This window comes from Blautia sp. MSJ-36 (assembly GCF_018917985.1).
Classification (GTDB): Bacteria; Bacillota; Clostridia; order Lachnospirales; family Lachnospiraceae; genus Blautia_A.
Genome location: NZ_JAHLPQ010000013.1, coordinates 19,194 through 31,576 on the forward strand (window position 1 = coordinate 19,194; position 12,383 = coordinate 31,576).

General features: G+C 45.0%; 16 protein-coding genes. 3 read left to right on the forward strand and 13 right to left on the reverse strand.

Annotated features, from left to right (window positions below):
* Positions 1 to 165: 165 nt before the first annotated feature.
* The 6 genes from KQI39_RS10370 to rpmJ all read right to left on the reverse strand — a co-directional run bounded on the left by KQI39_RS10370 (position 166) and on the right by rpmJ (position 3,884).
* Positions 166 to 702, reverse strand: a complete 537-nt coding sequence (locus KQI39_RS10370) for a bL17 family ribosomal protein (protein ID WP_119240258.1) — start codon at positions 700 to 702, stop codon at positions 166 to 168.
* Positions 703 to 878: 176 nt separating this feature from the next.
* On the reverse strand, positions 879 to 1,838 hold the full coding sequence (locus KQI39_RS10375) for a DNA-directed RNA polymerase subunit alpha (protein WP_021976085.1): 960 nt from the start codon (positions 1,836 to 1,838) through the stop codon (positions 879 to 881).
* Positions 1,839 to 1,922: 84 nt separating this feature from the next.
* Complete coding sequence (gene rpsD / locus KQI39_RS10380; RefSeq protein ID WP_021976086.1) at positions 1,923 to 2,516, reverse strand: 30S ribosomal protein S4; 594 nt, start codon at positions 2,514 to 2,516, stop codon at positions 1,923 to 1,925.
* Positions 2,517 to 2,532: 16 nt separating this feature from the next.
* On the reverse strand, positions 2,533 to 2,925 hold the full coding sequence (gene rpsK, locus KQI39_RS10385) for a 30S ribosomal protein S11 (protein WP_015526942.1): 393 nt from the start codon (positions 2,923 to 2,925) through the stop codon (positions 2,533 to 2,535).
* Between the two features lie 169 nt (positions 2,926 to 3,094).
* Positions 3,095 to 3,463 carry a 30S ribosomal protein S13 gene (gene rpsM, locus KQI39_RS10390; RefSeq protein ID WP_008707282.1) on the reverse strand — a complete coding sequence of 123 codons (369 nt, stop codon included), beginning with the start codon at positions 3,461 to 3,463 and terminating at the stop codon, positions 3,095 to 3,097.
* Between the two features lie 307 nt (positions 3,464 to 3,770).
* Positions 3,771 to 3,884, reverse strand: coding sequence for a 50S ribosomal protein L36 (gene rpmJ, locus KQI39_RS10395; protein ID WP_003022746.1), 114 nt, complete (start codon positions 3,882 to 3,884; stop codon positions 3,771 to 3,773).
* Between the two features lie 248 nt (positions 3,885 to 4,132).
* Here rpmJ and KQI39_RS10400 point away from each other — a divergent pair, with 248 nt between their 5' ends.
* The 3 genes from KQI39_RS10400 to KQI39_RS10410 all read left to right on the forward strand — a co-directional run bounded on the left by KQI39_RS10400 (position 4,133) and on the right by KQI39_RS10410 (position 7,298).
* On the forward strand, positions 4,133 to 4,861 hold the full coding sequence (locus KQI39_RS10400) for a YoaK family protein (protein ID WP_216418239.1): 729 nt from the start codon (positions 4,133 to 4,135) through the stop codon (positions 4,859 to 4,861).
* Between the two features lie 319 nt (positions 4,862 to 5,180).
* Positions 5,181 to 5,906 carry a UTRA domain-containing protein gene (locus tag KQI39_RS10405; RefSeq protein WP_216418241.1) on the forward strand — a complete coding sequence of 242 codons (726 nt, stop codon included), beginning with the start codon at positions 5,181 to 5,183 and terminating at the stop codon, positions 5,904 to 5,906.
* Between the two features lie 69 nt (positions 5,907 to 5,975).
* Entirely contained in the window at positions 5,976 to 7,298 is a 1,323-nt protein-coding gene (locus KQI39_RS10410; RefSeq protein WP_216418243.1) for a sodium-dependent transporter, read from the forward strand.
* Positions 7,299 to 7,411: 113 nt separating this feature from the next.
* Here the strand turns inward: KQI39_RS10410 and KQI39_RS10415 are convergent, their stop codons facing one another.
* From KQI39_RS10415 to rpmD, 7 genes are all read right to left on the reverse strand, one after another.
* Positions 7,412 to 8,500 carry a hypothetical protein gene (locus tag KQI39_RS10415; RefSeq protein ID WP_216418245.1) on the reverse strand — a complete coding sequence of 363 codons (1,089 nt, stop codon included), beginning with the start codon at positions 8,498 to 8,500 and terminating at the stop codon, positions 7,412 to 7,414.
* A 175-nt stretch (positions 8,501 to 8,675) separates the two neighbouring features.
* Positions 8,676 to 8,894: a translation initiation factor IF-1 gene (infA, locus tag KQI39_RS10420; protein WP_005428560.1), complete on the reverse strand. Its 219-nt coding sequence runs from the start codon at positions 8,892 to 8,894 to the stop codon at positions 8,676 to 8,678.
* A 34-nt stretch (positions 8,895 to 8,928) separates the two neighbouring features.
* Entirely contained in the window at positions 8,929 to 9,687 is a 759-nt protein-coding gene (gene map / locus KQI39_RS10425; protein WP_021975812.1) for a type I methionyl aminopeptidase, read from the reverse strand.
* 2 nt (positions 9,688 to 9,689) lie between these two features.
* Positions 9,690 to 10,334, reverse strand: a complete 645-nt coding sequence (locus KQI39_RS10430; protein ID WP_195567335.1) for an adenylate kinase — start codon at positions 10,332 to 10,334, stop codon at positions 9,690 to 9,692.
* A gap of 98 nt (positions 10,335 to 10,432) precedes the next feature.
* Positions 10,433 to 11,746: a preprotein translocase subunit SecY gene (gene secY, locus KQI39_RS10435; protein ID WP_178004416.1), complete on the reverse strand. Its 1,314-nt coding sequence runs from the start codon at positions 11,744 to 11,746 to the stop codon at positions 10,433 to 10,435.
* Entirely contained in the window at positions 11,746 to 12,186 is a 441-nt protein-coding gene (rplO, locus tag KQI39_RS10440; RefSeq protein ID WP_118608610.1) for a 50S ribosomal protein L15, read from the reverse strand. Before rplO ends, secY begins: the two co-directional genes overlap by 1 nt.
* Before the next feature lie 12 nt (positions 12,187 to 12,198).
* A complete protein-coding gene (gene rpmD / locus KQI39_RS10445; RefSeq protein WP_015526932.1) occupies positions 12,199 to 12,378 on the reverse strand; it encodes a 50S ribosomal protein L30 in 180 nt (59 codons plus the stop codon).
* Positions 12,379 to 12,383 lie beyond the last annotated feature (5 nt).

Consider the following 12,383-nt stretch of genomic DNA (forward strand, 5'->3'; position numbering starts at 1 on the left):
CGCCGCATCATCTTTTCACATCCGTGTACTCATATTTTGTACATTACCGATTGTACGCTAAAAAGGAATAATAATCAAGCCAGGATTTTCATATACATTTATTGGGAAATACAAAAAAGGACATCTGCATTTCTGCAAATGTCCTTTAAAATGGTCAGAAGTAAATTATACAAGCTCGATAAGAACTTCCATAGCTGCATCGCCTTTACGCTGACCGATCTTAACGATTCTTGTGTAACCACCGTTACGATCTGCGTATTTCGGAGCGATCTCGCTGAACATCTTGTCAACCATGTCAACTTCTTTTGTGTTTTTCTTTCTGCCAGCGCCCTTAGTAGGAACCTCTGTTACAGGATAGAAAACTTTCATCATCTCACGACGTGCATGAAGTCTGGAAGGAGCATCTTTTTTGATCTCTTTCTGAACTTCATCGTAAACTGTTTTCTTCTTGCCGTCTACGACTTCTTTTACACGTTTTCCGTCAGCATCTTTACGAGCAACTTTAGCTGTTACTGTAACAGTTTCGAAATTGTCTTTCTCACGTACAGCCATAGCGATAAGTCCCTCAGCGATCTTGCGGATCTCTTTAGCCTTAGCCTCTGTTGTCACGATTTTTCCGTGATGAAGAAGGTTTGTAACCTGATTTCTCAGGAGTGCTTTTCTCTGGTTAGATGTTCTGCTTAATTTTCTATATTTTGCCATTTTATTATCCTCCATCTGTGGGACACCAGGACATGCTTGTTCGGTCTTACTGCCCTGCTGCTGACACCCCACTCATTATTCTGTTTCCGGCGGTGTGCATGTCTTAAACGCATGCTGGTACCGGAACCTGTTATCCAGTTACGGTTCGCGACATTCACCGCGAACCGTCAACATTATTATTCCTCTGTAGGCTGGAGCTGAAGTCCCAGCTCTTTGAGTTTCGCAAGTACTTCCTCTAATGATTTGCGGCCCAGATTACGAACCTTCATCATATCGTCAGAAGTCTTGTTGCATAATTCTTCAACCGTATTGATACCGGCTCTCTTAAGGCAGTTGTAGGAACGAACAGAGAGCTCAAGCTCATCAATGCTCATCTCCAGAACCTTTTCCTTCTCATTGTCTTCTTTCTCGATCATAACCTCTGCGGTCTTAGCATTCTCGGAAAGATCAATGAACAGGCTTAAATGCTCGCTGAGAACCTTCGCTGCAAGGCTGACTGCCTCGTCCGGATCAAGTGTTCCATTGGTATATACATCCAGTGTAAGCTTGTCGAAGTCAGTTACCTGACCAACTCGTGTATTCTCGACGATCATGTTGACTCTGTCAACCGGAGTATAGATTGCATCAACTGCGATCACACCGATCGGCATGTCATCGGTTTTGCCTTTGTCTGCACTGATATAACCACGTCCCTTGGTAATAGTAAGTTCCATGGCCAGTCTGCAGTCTTTTCCGCCGTTCAGGGTTGCAATTACCTGATCCGGGTTCATGATCTCAATATCCTGATCTGCCTGGATATCAGCGGCTGTAACAACACCTTTGCCCTCACACTCGATGTATGCGGTCTTCGGCTCATTGTCACTGCTGTGATTCTTGATGGCAAGAGATTTCAGATTCATGATGATCTCGGTTACATCTTCCTTCACGCCCGGAATGGAGCTGAATTCATGAAGTACACCATCGATCTTCACCTGGCTTACTGCAGCTCCCGGAAGGGAGGACAGCATAATTCTTCTTAAAGAATTGCCAAGGGTAGTACCGTAACCTCTTTCAAGAGGCTCTACAACGAATCTTCCAAACTTCTTATCTTCGGATATTTCGGTAATTTCGATTTTTGGTTTATTGAAATCAAACACTATAAGGTTCCCTCCTTCTGGGTTAATCAACATTCGAGGGTATTACCAATTTTTATAACTGTAGACACAGTAAACAGTTACTAATTATTTAGAATACAGCTCGACGATAAGCATCTCGTTTACAGGAACATCGATCTGCTCTCTTGTAGGAAGCTCTTTAATTACACCCTTCAGGTTCTCCTGATCAGCGTCGATCCACTCCGGAACAAGTCTTCCACCTGTAACCTCAAGGATTCCTTTATATCTCTCAGAACCTTTGCTCTTCTCTCTGATCTCGATTGTATCGCCTGCTTTGCAGAGATAGGACGGAATGTTTACGCATTTTCCGTTAACAAGTACGTGCTTGTGATCTACGATCTGACGAGCCTCTCTTCTTGTTCTAGCGAATCCCATACGGAAAACGATGTTGTCAAGTCTGCTCTCAAGCATAACCATAAGGTTCTCACCTGTCTGGCCCTGCATTCTGTCGGCTTTCTTGTAGTAGTTACGGAAAGGTTTCTCAAGAACTCCGTAGATGAATTTTGCTTTCTGTTTCTCTTTTAACTGAAGTCCGTACTCAGATACTTTACGGTTTGCACGTTTTAACTGTCTTGTGGACTTTTTATCAATTCCTAAGTAGATCGGATCCAGGCCAAGGGATCTGCATCTTTTCAGAACAGGTACTCTATTTACTGCCATTTCAACTACCTCCTAATTAGACTCTTCTGCGTTTTGGTGGACGGCATCCGTTGTGAGGAACCGGAGTTACGTCACGAATGCTGGTTACTTCAAGTCCGCATGCCTGAAGCGCACGGATTGCTGCTTCACGGCCTGAGCCCGGGCCTTTTACCATAACGTCTACTGTTTTTAATCCATGAATTAAAGCAGCTTTTGTTGCAGTCTCTGCTGCCATCTGTGCTGCATAAGGGGTAGATTTCCTTGAACCTTTAAATCCAAGACCACCGGCACTTGCCCATGAAAGAGCGTTTCCTTCGTTATCTGTCAGTGTAACGATTGTATTGTTGAAGGAAGACTGAATGTGTGCCTGTCCGTGTTCAACGTTTTTCTTGACACGACGTTTTGTCGTTTTCTTTGTAACTTTTGCCATTTTAAAACTAACCTACACTTTCCTTTTTTTGAAATTTAGATTTATAGGAAGCTCGATTCACTAAATTCGAGTCATCGCCTGCGGCTCGCTCTCATTAAGTTCCTTCGAGCAAAACTCGCACTAAGTTCAAGCTGCGCCTGGCAGCTTGCTTTCACTAAGTGCTCTGTTTTTATTTCTTCTTGTTTGCAACTGTTCTCTTCGGTCCCTTGCGAGTTCTCGCATTTGTCTTAGTCTTCTGACCACGAACCGGGAGTCCTTTACGATGACGGATACCTCTGTAGCATCCGATCTCCTGCAGTCTCTTGATGTTAAGGGCGATTTCCCTTCTCAGATCACCTTCTACTGTCATTGTCTCATCAATAACAGCGCTCAGTCTCTTAACCTCGTCATCAGTCAGATCTCTGACACGTGTGTCAGGATTAACCTCTGCTTTAGCAAGAATTTTGTCTGCGCTTGGTCTACCAATTCCATAAATGTAGGTAAGACCGATTTCAATACGTTTCTCTCTTGGTAAGTCTACACCAGCTATACGAGCCATGTACTGTTTCCTCCATTTTCTGTTTCTGAAAGTCCTGCATATCGTATGTCACTTGCTCCCGCAAGGTGAAATGGGACATATCAACCTGCCGCTTTCTTTTCTAGTTTCCTAATTGGGGTGCCTCGGTAAAACACCCAGCTGTAATTGGCGAATCACAGCCTTTCCGAAATTGCGGTTCTTAACCGCTGTTGCCTCTCGGTATTAGGCAATACATGCTTATTATTCACTCAGTAGAACAACCCTTCCGGGTGTTTCATACTGCAGCCGCACGTTTCACAAACATTCCAAAGAAGTTCCGATATGGAAATCAACCCTGACGCTGTTTGTGCTTCGGGTTCTCACAGATGATTCTGATGGATCCCTTTCTTTTAATGACCTTGCACTTCTCGCAGATCGGCTTTACAGATGATCTTACTTTCACTGGAAATCCTCCTTCCGTAAATTAGTCTCATATCTGCAGTTTCACAGGCGCACTCATACACAGTATTTGCGCGCTTAAAATATATACTAACACCTGTTTTCCTGAAATGCAAGCAGAATTTTAAAAAATTTTTGATTTTTTTTGTTTTATTTCATCGGATTTGACTATTCTATTCTTTTTGCTGTCGTATTATAATGGAAGGCAGAGTTCGGACGAGTTTTTACATATTAATGAAGGAGTTTTATTTTATGAACAAAGAGAGATACCGTTTTCTGATCCACTATACCCTGTCTTTTATCGGAGGATATCTTGGTCTTTATGCTATTGTCTCCAGGGCAGATCTTTTTGGCAACGCACAGACGGCCAACCTTCTCGGTGTTGTGAGGGATCTTATAGGCAGGGATTTCCCGGATATGCTGCTGCGGGTGGGCGCACTTCTCATATATATGACTGCCGTGATCCTTACGGTGTGGATACCAGAGCATGTTTCCACGGATCTTCGTTTTATCAGTATCGGCATCGACATCTTTGCCATTCTGCTCCTTGGATTCCTTCCTTCCGGAATGTCTCCGGTTGTTGCCCTTTATCCGGTATTCTTTGCAATGCCTTTTCAGTGGTGTACTTTCAAGGCTCCAGGCGGATATAACAGTTCCACCATCTTTTCCACCAACAATCTGCGCCAGTTCACCACTGCTGTCACACAGTTCCTTATGAACAAAGATACCGCACAGAGGGATAAGGCGAAATTCTACGGAATGACACTACTGTCTTTCCATGCAGGTGCGGCTCTTTCTCTGATCCTTTATATGTACCGCGGACTGTCCGGTGTGTGGATCTGTCTGATCCCGGCTCTTTACGCTGTGTGGCTGATCAGCGCAGACCGAAATACTGCCGTGGATGCCCCAGCTGTTTCCCGAAGCACAGCTTCTTCCGGCAGCAGCCTCAGGAATCTTTCCTATAAGAAAAAAGAGGCCTGACTTTATTTTAGCTTTGATAAAATAAGAGGAAATGTGATCTGTTTTTACACTGTCACATTTCCTTTTTTGTTTACGCATAAGCCCCTCTGGCGCTTACAGCTTATATGCGTTCGAAATCCAGTATCATGATTTTGAATGGCCGCAAATTGATTTCATCTATATTTCTCATACTATCCTCATAACATATCAATATGCCCCGTAACTTGTTTAAACATTCCACGGTATTTGCATTGCGCTTACCGGGAAAATCTTTTATAATTATTCCAGAAATCATAAATCCTGCTATATATTTTTGACCGAACATGAATGGAGAATTGAAATGCCCAAAAGTATTTACGAAGATATCTATAAAGATCTGAAAATGAAAATAGAGGACAACACCTTTGCCTATCAGGAACTTCTGCCTTCCGAAAACACTCTGATCCAGACTTACGGCTGCTCCCGCAATACCCTGCGACGTGCGGTCAGTCTTCTTGTCAGTGACGGCTATGTACAGACCATGCAGGGAAAAGGTGTCCGCAATATCTACCGTCCAAACGAGAAGACTGCTTTCACCATCGGAGAGATCGAAACCTTCAAGGAATCTGCTGCAAGGAACGGTCAGAATGCCCATACGGAGGTAGCTCTTTTTACAGAACTCTCTATCAGTGAAAAACAGGCTGCTTATACCGGATTTCCTGTTGGTGCTGAAGTTTATTACATTCAGCGTATCCATTATCTGGAAGATGTCCCGCTGATCATCAACCACAATTATTTTCTGAAGGAATCTGTCCCCGGCCTTACTGCCGAAATTGCCAGGCATTCCATCTATGAATATCTGGAGCAGGAACTTCATATGACCATTGTCAACAGCAAACGTGTCATGACTGTGGAAAAAGTTACGGAGATCGATGAAAAATATCTTCATCTGAATGTGAAGGATTATAACTGCGTGGCTGTTGTATCCAGCCAGACTTACAACAGTGACGGGATTATGTTTGAATATACCCAGTCCCGGCACAGACCGGATCACTTCCGTTTTTATGACAATGCCCTTCGCCGGTGATCCATAGTTCCTTCTTTCCGGGAACTGTGTTATACTGAAATAATCAAATGGAGAGGAAATTTTATTCTTATGAAAAAGCGAGAATCTTTTAACAGCCGCTGGGGGTTCATCCTTGCCTGTATCGGGTCTGCGGTTGGAATGGGGAATATCTGGATGTTTCCTACCAGAGTTTCCCTGTATGGAGGGGGATCGTTCCTGATCCCGTATTTTATTTTTGTGGCACTGATCGGATTTACGGGGGTGATCGGTGAGATGAGTTTCGGGCGTGGGACACGTTCCGGCCCTATTGATGCCTTTGGCCTTGCCTGCGAGACAAACGGCAGACGGAAACTGGGGGAAACTCTTGGATGGATCCCGGTTGCCGGTGCCCTTGCCATGGCTATCGGTTACACGGTTGTCATGGGCTGGATCTTCCGGTACATGATCGGAACGTTTTCAGGCTCCACCCTGGCACCTGCAGATATTGAATCCTTTGGTGCTAAATTCGGAGGCATGGCTTCTGCCTGGGGAAATAATCTCTGGCAGCTGGCTGCTCTTGTGATCTGCATGTTTATTCTGATGTACGGAGTAGGAAGCGGAATCGAAAAAGCAAACAAGATCATGATGCCGATCTTTTTCGTACTGTTTGTGATCCTTTGCATCTATGTTGCTTTTCAGCCTGGCTCTGCTGCCGGATACCGCTACATCTTCCGTGTGGAGCCAGAAGTGCTGGCAAAACCTTCCACCTGGATCTTTGCACTTGGACAGGCATTTTTCTCCCTGTCTGTTGCAGGTAACGGAACTTTGATCTATGGTTCCTACCTTCCGGACAGTGAAGATATCCCGGCTTCTGCCGCCAGAGTTGCACTTTTTGATACGCTGGCCGCCATGCTTGCTGCTCTTGTGATCATCCCGGCTATGGCAACTACCGGCGCCAAGCTTGACCAGGGAGGTCCCGGACTTCTTTTCATCTACCTTCCTCACCTGATCAAAACCATGCCCGGCGGACGGATCATCGCCATTATCTTCTTCGTAGCCGTTTTCCTTGCAGGCATGACTTCCCTTATGAACCTTTATGAGGCCCCCATCGCCACGGTTCAGGAAAAAACAGGCCTTGGCCGTATCCCTTCCTGTATGGTGATCGCAGCTATCGGAGTGGTGGTTTCTCTTCTGATTCAGGGCATCGTCTCTGACTGGATGGATGTGCTTTCCATCTATATCTGTCCTCTTGGGGCAGGACTTGCAGGGATCATGTTCTTCTGGGTATTTGGCAAAAAATATGTGGAGAACCAGATCAACAAAGGCCGCGAAAAACCATTTACGAAATATTTTTACCCGGTGTGTAAATATCTTTATATTCCGGTATGCTTCCTGGTGCTGATCCTTGGTATCGTGCTTGGCGGTATCGGATGATAAAACGCTGAAATTTACAGAATGGACTACATAAAAGAATCCCGCAGAAACGGTTTTAAACGTTTCCACGGGATTCTTTTCATTTATATTTTTTGCAAAAGGGATGTTCTTTTTTAGAGGGTATCTGGTTTCTCCACTTCATAATCAGACCAGGAGGCAACGGTATCGCTGCCTGAAGTATCTGCGGTGCAGTATACTGCCGGTGATCCTACACCGTTGGATGCGTAAGTTCCGCCGTCTACTACCATGGTTCCGCCGCCACGGTCACTTCGGATGGCTGCTGCAGATTCTCCGTCTGTCTCCACATTCAGATCCCAGGCGTATAATTTACCGCCACCAGCTGCATGGATTCCACCGGAAGTATCCTGTATTGTCTTGATGGTGGTATCTGCCGCATAAACAGTTCCGTCGCCGTAGGCAAAAAGTCCTGCTCCACCGGCTGCGTCAGTGGTTACAGTTCCGCCTTTTACATAGGCATTTCCGTCTGTTGCAAGAAGTGCTGCTCCTACGCCGTAAAAACTGGAGTTGTCGCCGCCTGTGCTGTCGGACGAATTTCTTGTGATATTTACATTATCGAAAGTTACATTGGCTCCTGAGGAAACAAGTGCCGCATTCTCGTCTGTTCCTGTAGATTCCAGGGATGTATCGGATACCTCTGTATCAGAATCGTACGTATTGGCTGCATCATAGCTGTCTACTCCCTGGGACTGTCCACCAGGTGCTCCACCAGGACCTCCCTGACCGCCGCCCATGTCTGAGCTCTGTACTTTAATAGTAAGGGCGTTTCCATCATCGTCTGTGGTGATGGCTACGATGTCACCTTCCTGGATGTCGGAGAGTTCGATGTTTTCACTCTGGGAATTATTGCCGTCCGGCGCACCGCCCTGGTCACCGCCTGGGGCTCCACCATTTCCGCCCATTTCTTTCATCGTTCCAACTGCGATGGTGATCTTTCCGTCTTCCACAGATTTCACTTCACCGTAGGTCACATCTTCCTCATCAGAATCCTCTTTATCCACATCTGCACTGCTGTCACTATCATCTGTGCTTTCTGCACTCTCTACTGTTGTATCTTCTGTTTCTTTATTCTCTGAACTTTCCGCTGTATTCGTTGTTGTCTCTGTTGTCGCTGCCCCGCATGCAGTAACAGATGTAGCTGCCATCATAACTCCCAAGATCGCTGCAAGATATTTTTTCTTCATATGAACACCTCTCTTTTTTGTATGCTCATACTATATCAGCAAAATCTGTTCATTTTATGTTTAAAGCGTGAAAAAAATGTGAGTGATAAACTCCACTTCAGATTCTTTTTCTGCAGAAAAGGCCTAAAAAAGACCTGGCAGCTTAACGCCACCAGGTCATCTTTTACAATATTTCTTATTTATCTCTCCAGATGATTCTTCCCTTGGAAAGATCATACGGAGAAAGTTCGATCGTTACTTTATCTCCCGGGAGAATACGGATGAAGTTCATACGGAGCTTACCGCTGATATGGGCAAGTACCACATGTTTGTTTTCCAGTTCTACTTTAAACATCGCGTTAGGCAGTTTCTCCAGAACAGTGCCTTCTACTTCGATCACATCTGCTTTTGACATTTTTTACCTCCTATGTCATGACAACAATTGCTGCTTACAGATTCGTAAGCGTCAGAATCTCTGGTTCCCCATCGGTGATGAGGATCGTATTTTCATAATGTGCGGAAAGTGAACCATCCATGGTTACTACTGTCCACTCATCGTCCAGCCATGCCACGTCCGCACGACCAAGGTTGATCATGGGCTCGACGGCCAGGGTCATTCCCGGAAGGAGCTTGATGCCCCTGCGCTTCTGCGGGAAGTTTGGAATCTGTGGATCCTCATGAAGATGAGTTCCGATTCCATGTCCTACAAGGTCACGTACAATACCGTAACGGTATTTCGCTGCGTGGGCTCCAATGGCTTTGGAAATATCATTTAAATGATTTCCGGCTTTTGCCATTTTCAGTCCTTCAAAAAAGCACTCTCTTGTAACTTTAATGAGCTGCTGTGCTTCTTTGGATACTTCACCTACCGCATAGGTACGTGCTGCGTCAGAATGGTAGCCCTTGTAAATCAGGCCGGCGTCGATCTTAACCAGATCCCCGTCCTGGATAATCTTCTCTTCGGATGGAATTCCATGCACAACCTCGTCATTCAGGCTGATACAGAAAGAAGCCGGAAAACCTCCGTAATTCAGAAAGTTCGGAATACAGCCCATAGACCGGATCATTTCTTCACCGATCTTATCAATCTCCTTGGTGCTGACACCTGGTTTGATGTAAGGGATCAAACCATCGTGCACCTTCTCAAGAAGATGGCCGGATTCTCTCATAAGTTCTATTTCATGCTGTGTCTTAATTGTTACGGACATTCTTATTCTCCTAAGATGTCAACGATCTCCTGGAATACCTCATTCAGGTCCCTGGTTCCGTCTACCGTCTTCAAAACACCCTGTGTGGTGTAATAGTCAATCAATGGCTGTGTCTGCTCATGATAAACATTCAGACGTTTCTGGACTGTCTCCGGCTTGTCATCGTCACGGAGTACAAGCTTGTCACCACAGGTATCGCAGACACCTTCTGTCTTCGGTGCTGCAAATACAACGTGATAAGTTGCACCACATTTCACACATGCACGGCGTCCGCCCATACGTTTCACGATGTTCTCATCCGGCACATCCACATCGATTGCATAGTCAATTTTGCTTCCAAGTTTATTCAGAGCTTCTGTCAGACATTCTGCCTGCGGAATTGTTCTTGGAAAACCATCCAGAACATAACCTTCTCTTGCGTCATCCTGCTGGATTCTGTCAACAACAAGGTCACAGGTCAGTTCATCCGGAACGAGAAGTCCCTGATCCATGTAAGTTTTTGCTTTTTTTCCAAGCTCAGTACCGTTCTTGATGTTGGCACGGAAAATATCTCCTGTGGAGATATGCGGAATTCCATATTTCGCCGCAATTTTCTTAGCCTGAGTACCTTTGCCTGCCCCCGGTGCACCCAACATAATAATTCTCATAGCATACCCTCCATTTTCCTGTTTTCTGCCTGATTTTCAGACAGTCCTGTTTACAAATCAAGGCTGCGACACTTTCGCACCGCAACCTTCATTTTCAATTAGTTCAGGAAGCCTTTGTAATTACGTACAAGCAGCTGTGATTCCACCTGCTTAACGGTCTCCAGGATAACACCTACGATGATGATGATAGATGTACCGCCGAAGGAAACATTCGCACCGAACACACCGTTGAAGAAGAACGGGATTACGGCCACGATAACAAGACCTACTGCACCTATAAATATAATATAATTCAGGATTTTAGTCAAATAATCTGAAGTCGGTTTTCCCGGACGGATGCCTGGGATAAAACCGCCCTGCTTTTTGATATTATCGGCTACTTCCAACGGATTAAAGGTAATGGATGTATAGAAGTATGCGAAGAATACGCAAAGTACCACATACAGGATCAGACCCCAGCTGTACTGGATCTGACTTGGATTACACCAGTTATTGGAGGAAAGTCCTCTTAAGATCTCACTTCCAATGCCTGTTCCGTTTCCTTTGCCAGCGAACTGTGCAATAATTGACGGGAAAGACATAATGGAGGAAGCAAAAATAACCGGGATAACGCCGGCAGTATTTACTTTAAGCGGGATGTTTGTGGACTGACCGCCCATCATTTTACGTCCAACCATCTTCTTGGAATACTGAACCGGAATTCTTCTCTCTGCTCCGTTGAGGATAAGTACGAGCACTACAACAACCAGGATGATCACAGCAATGATGCAGGCTGCAAGCATTCCTTTTGCAATTGTTTTGCCCTTGACGAAGTTCTCATAAAGAAGGGATATATCGCTCGGGATTCTGGACACGATATTGATAGTCAGGACGATGGAAATACCATTTCCAATGCCCTTCTCTGTAATACGCTCGCCCAGCCACATAAGCATTGCGGAACCCGCTGTTAAACTTGCAACAACCACGATTCCCTTAAGGAAATTCATGTTCGGGATCATACCCTGACGTCCGAATCCGATTGCCATGGCAACAGACTCAAACAGAGCAAGACCGACCGTTACATAACGTGTGATTGCTGTAAGCTTTTTTCTTCCTTCTTCTCCGTCACGCTGCATCTCTTCCAATGCCGGAATAGCAATGGTAAGAAGCTGAATGATAATGGAAGAAGTAATGTAAGGTGTGATGTTCAATGCAAAAATTGACATCTGAGTAAAGGAACCGCCGGTGAACGCATCAAAGAAATTGAATGCGTCACCGGTATTAGATTCAAACCACTGCTTAAAGAAGTCACTGTCGACTCCCGGTACAGGAAGCTGGGATCCAATTCTGATCACGAATATCATCCAGATCAGATAGAGAAGTTTCCTTCTCATTTCCTTTACTTTGAAAACACTCTTAAGAGTCTCAAACATTAGATCACCTCTACTGTACCACCAGCAGCTTCAATTTTTGTTTTTGCAGTCTCGCTGACAGCGTTTACTTTAACATTGAGTTTTTTTGTAAGCTCGCCGTTTCCAAGAATCTTAACACCATCACCAGCCTTGGAGATTGCACCGCTTGCAAGTAAGCTGTCAACTGTAACCTCTGCGCCATCCTCAAAACGATTGAGAACGTCTACATTGATTGCGATAATTTCTTTAGAGTTTCTGTTAGTGAAACCTCTCTTAGGAAGACGTCTGTATAAAGGCATCTGACCTCCCTCGAATCCCGGTTTCTTGTGTCCGGAACGAGCAAGCTGTCCTTTATGTCCTTTACCAGCAGTTTTGCCGTTTCCTGAACCATGTCCACGGCCTCTTCTGAAGTTATCGCTATGCTTGGAACCCTCTGCGGGTCTTAAGTTTGATAATTCCATTCTGGCACCTCCTTAATCTTCTACTTTTACCAGGTGCTGCACCTGCTGAATCATTCCTCTAGTTGCAGCGTTGTCTGGCATCTCAACTGTTTTATGCATCTTTGTAAGACCCATAGCTTTTACAGTCTTTTTGTGCTTCGGTACTGCACCGATTGGAGATTTTACCAGTGTAACCTTGATTGTATCTGCCATTTCCA

What these genes read in the sequence shown, in the direction of transcription:
- secY (WP_178004416.1), bottom strand. Translation starts at nt 11,746, where the DNA reads ATGTTTGAGACTCTTAAGAGTGTTTTCAAAGTAAAGGAAATGAGAAGG.
- KQI39_RS10430 (WP_195567335.1), bottom strand. Translation starts at nt 10,334, where the DNA reads ATGAGAATTATTATGTTGGGTGCACCGGGGGCAGGCAAAGGTACTCAG.
- rpsK (WP_015526942.1), bottom strand. Translation starts at nt 2,925, where the DNA reads ATGGCAAAAGTTACAAAGAAAACGACAAAACGTCGTGTCAAGAAAAAC.
- KQI39_RS10370 (WP_119240258.1), bottom strand. Translation starts at nt 702, where the DNA reads ATGGCAAAATATAGAAAATTAAGCAGAACATCTAACCAGAGAAAAGCA.
- rpsM (WP_008707282.1), bottom strand. Translation starts at nt 3,463, where the DNA reads ATGGCTCGTATAGCTGGTGTAGACTTACCAAGAGAGAAACGTATTGAA.
- map (WP_021975812.1), bottom strand. Translation starts at nt 9,687, where the DNA reads ATGTCCGTAACAATTAAGACACAGCATGAAATAGAACTTATGAGAGAA.
- KQI39_RS10400 (WP_216418239.1), top strand. Translation starts at nt 4,133, where the DNA reads ATGAACAAAGAGAGATACCGTTTTCTGATCCACTATACCCTGTCTTTT.
- infA (WP_005428560.1), bottom strand. Translation starts at nt 8,894, where the DNA reads ATGTCAAAAGCAGATGTGATCGAAGTAGAAGGCACTGTTCTGGAGAAA.
- rpmD (WP_015526932.1), bottom strand. Translation starts at nt 12,378, where the DNA reads ATGGCAGATACAATCAAGGTTACACTGGTAAAATCTCCAATCGGTGCA.
- KQI39_RS10415 (WP_216418245.1), bottom strand. Translation starts at nt 8,500, where the DNA reads ATGAAGAAAAAATATCTTGCAGCGATCTTGGGAGTTATGATGGCAGCT.
- KQI39_RS10410 (WP_216418243.1), top strand. Translation starts at nt 5,976, where the DNA reads ATGAAAAAGCGAGAATCTTTTAACAGCCGCTGGGGGTTCATCCTTGCC.
- rplO (WP_118608610.1), bottom strand. Translation starts at nt 12,186, where the DNA reads ATGGAATTATCAAACTTAAGACCCGCAGAGGGTTCCAAGCATAGCGAT.
- rpsD (WP_021976086.1), bottom strand. Translation starts at nt 2,516, where the DNA reads ATGGCAGTAAATAGAGTACCTGTTCTGAAAAGATGCAGATCCCTTGGC.
- KQI39_RS10405 (WP_216418241.1), top strand. Translation starts at nt 5,181, where the DNA reads ATGCCCAAAAGTATTTACGAAGATATCTATAAAGATCTGAAAATGAAA.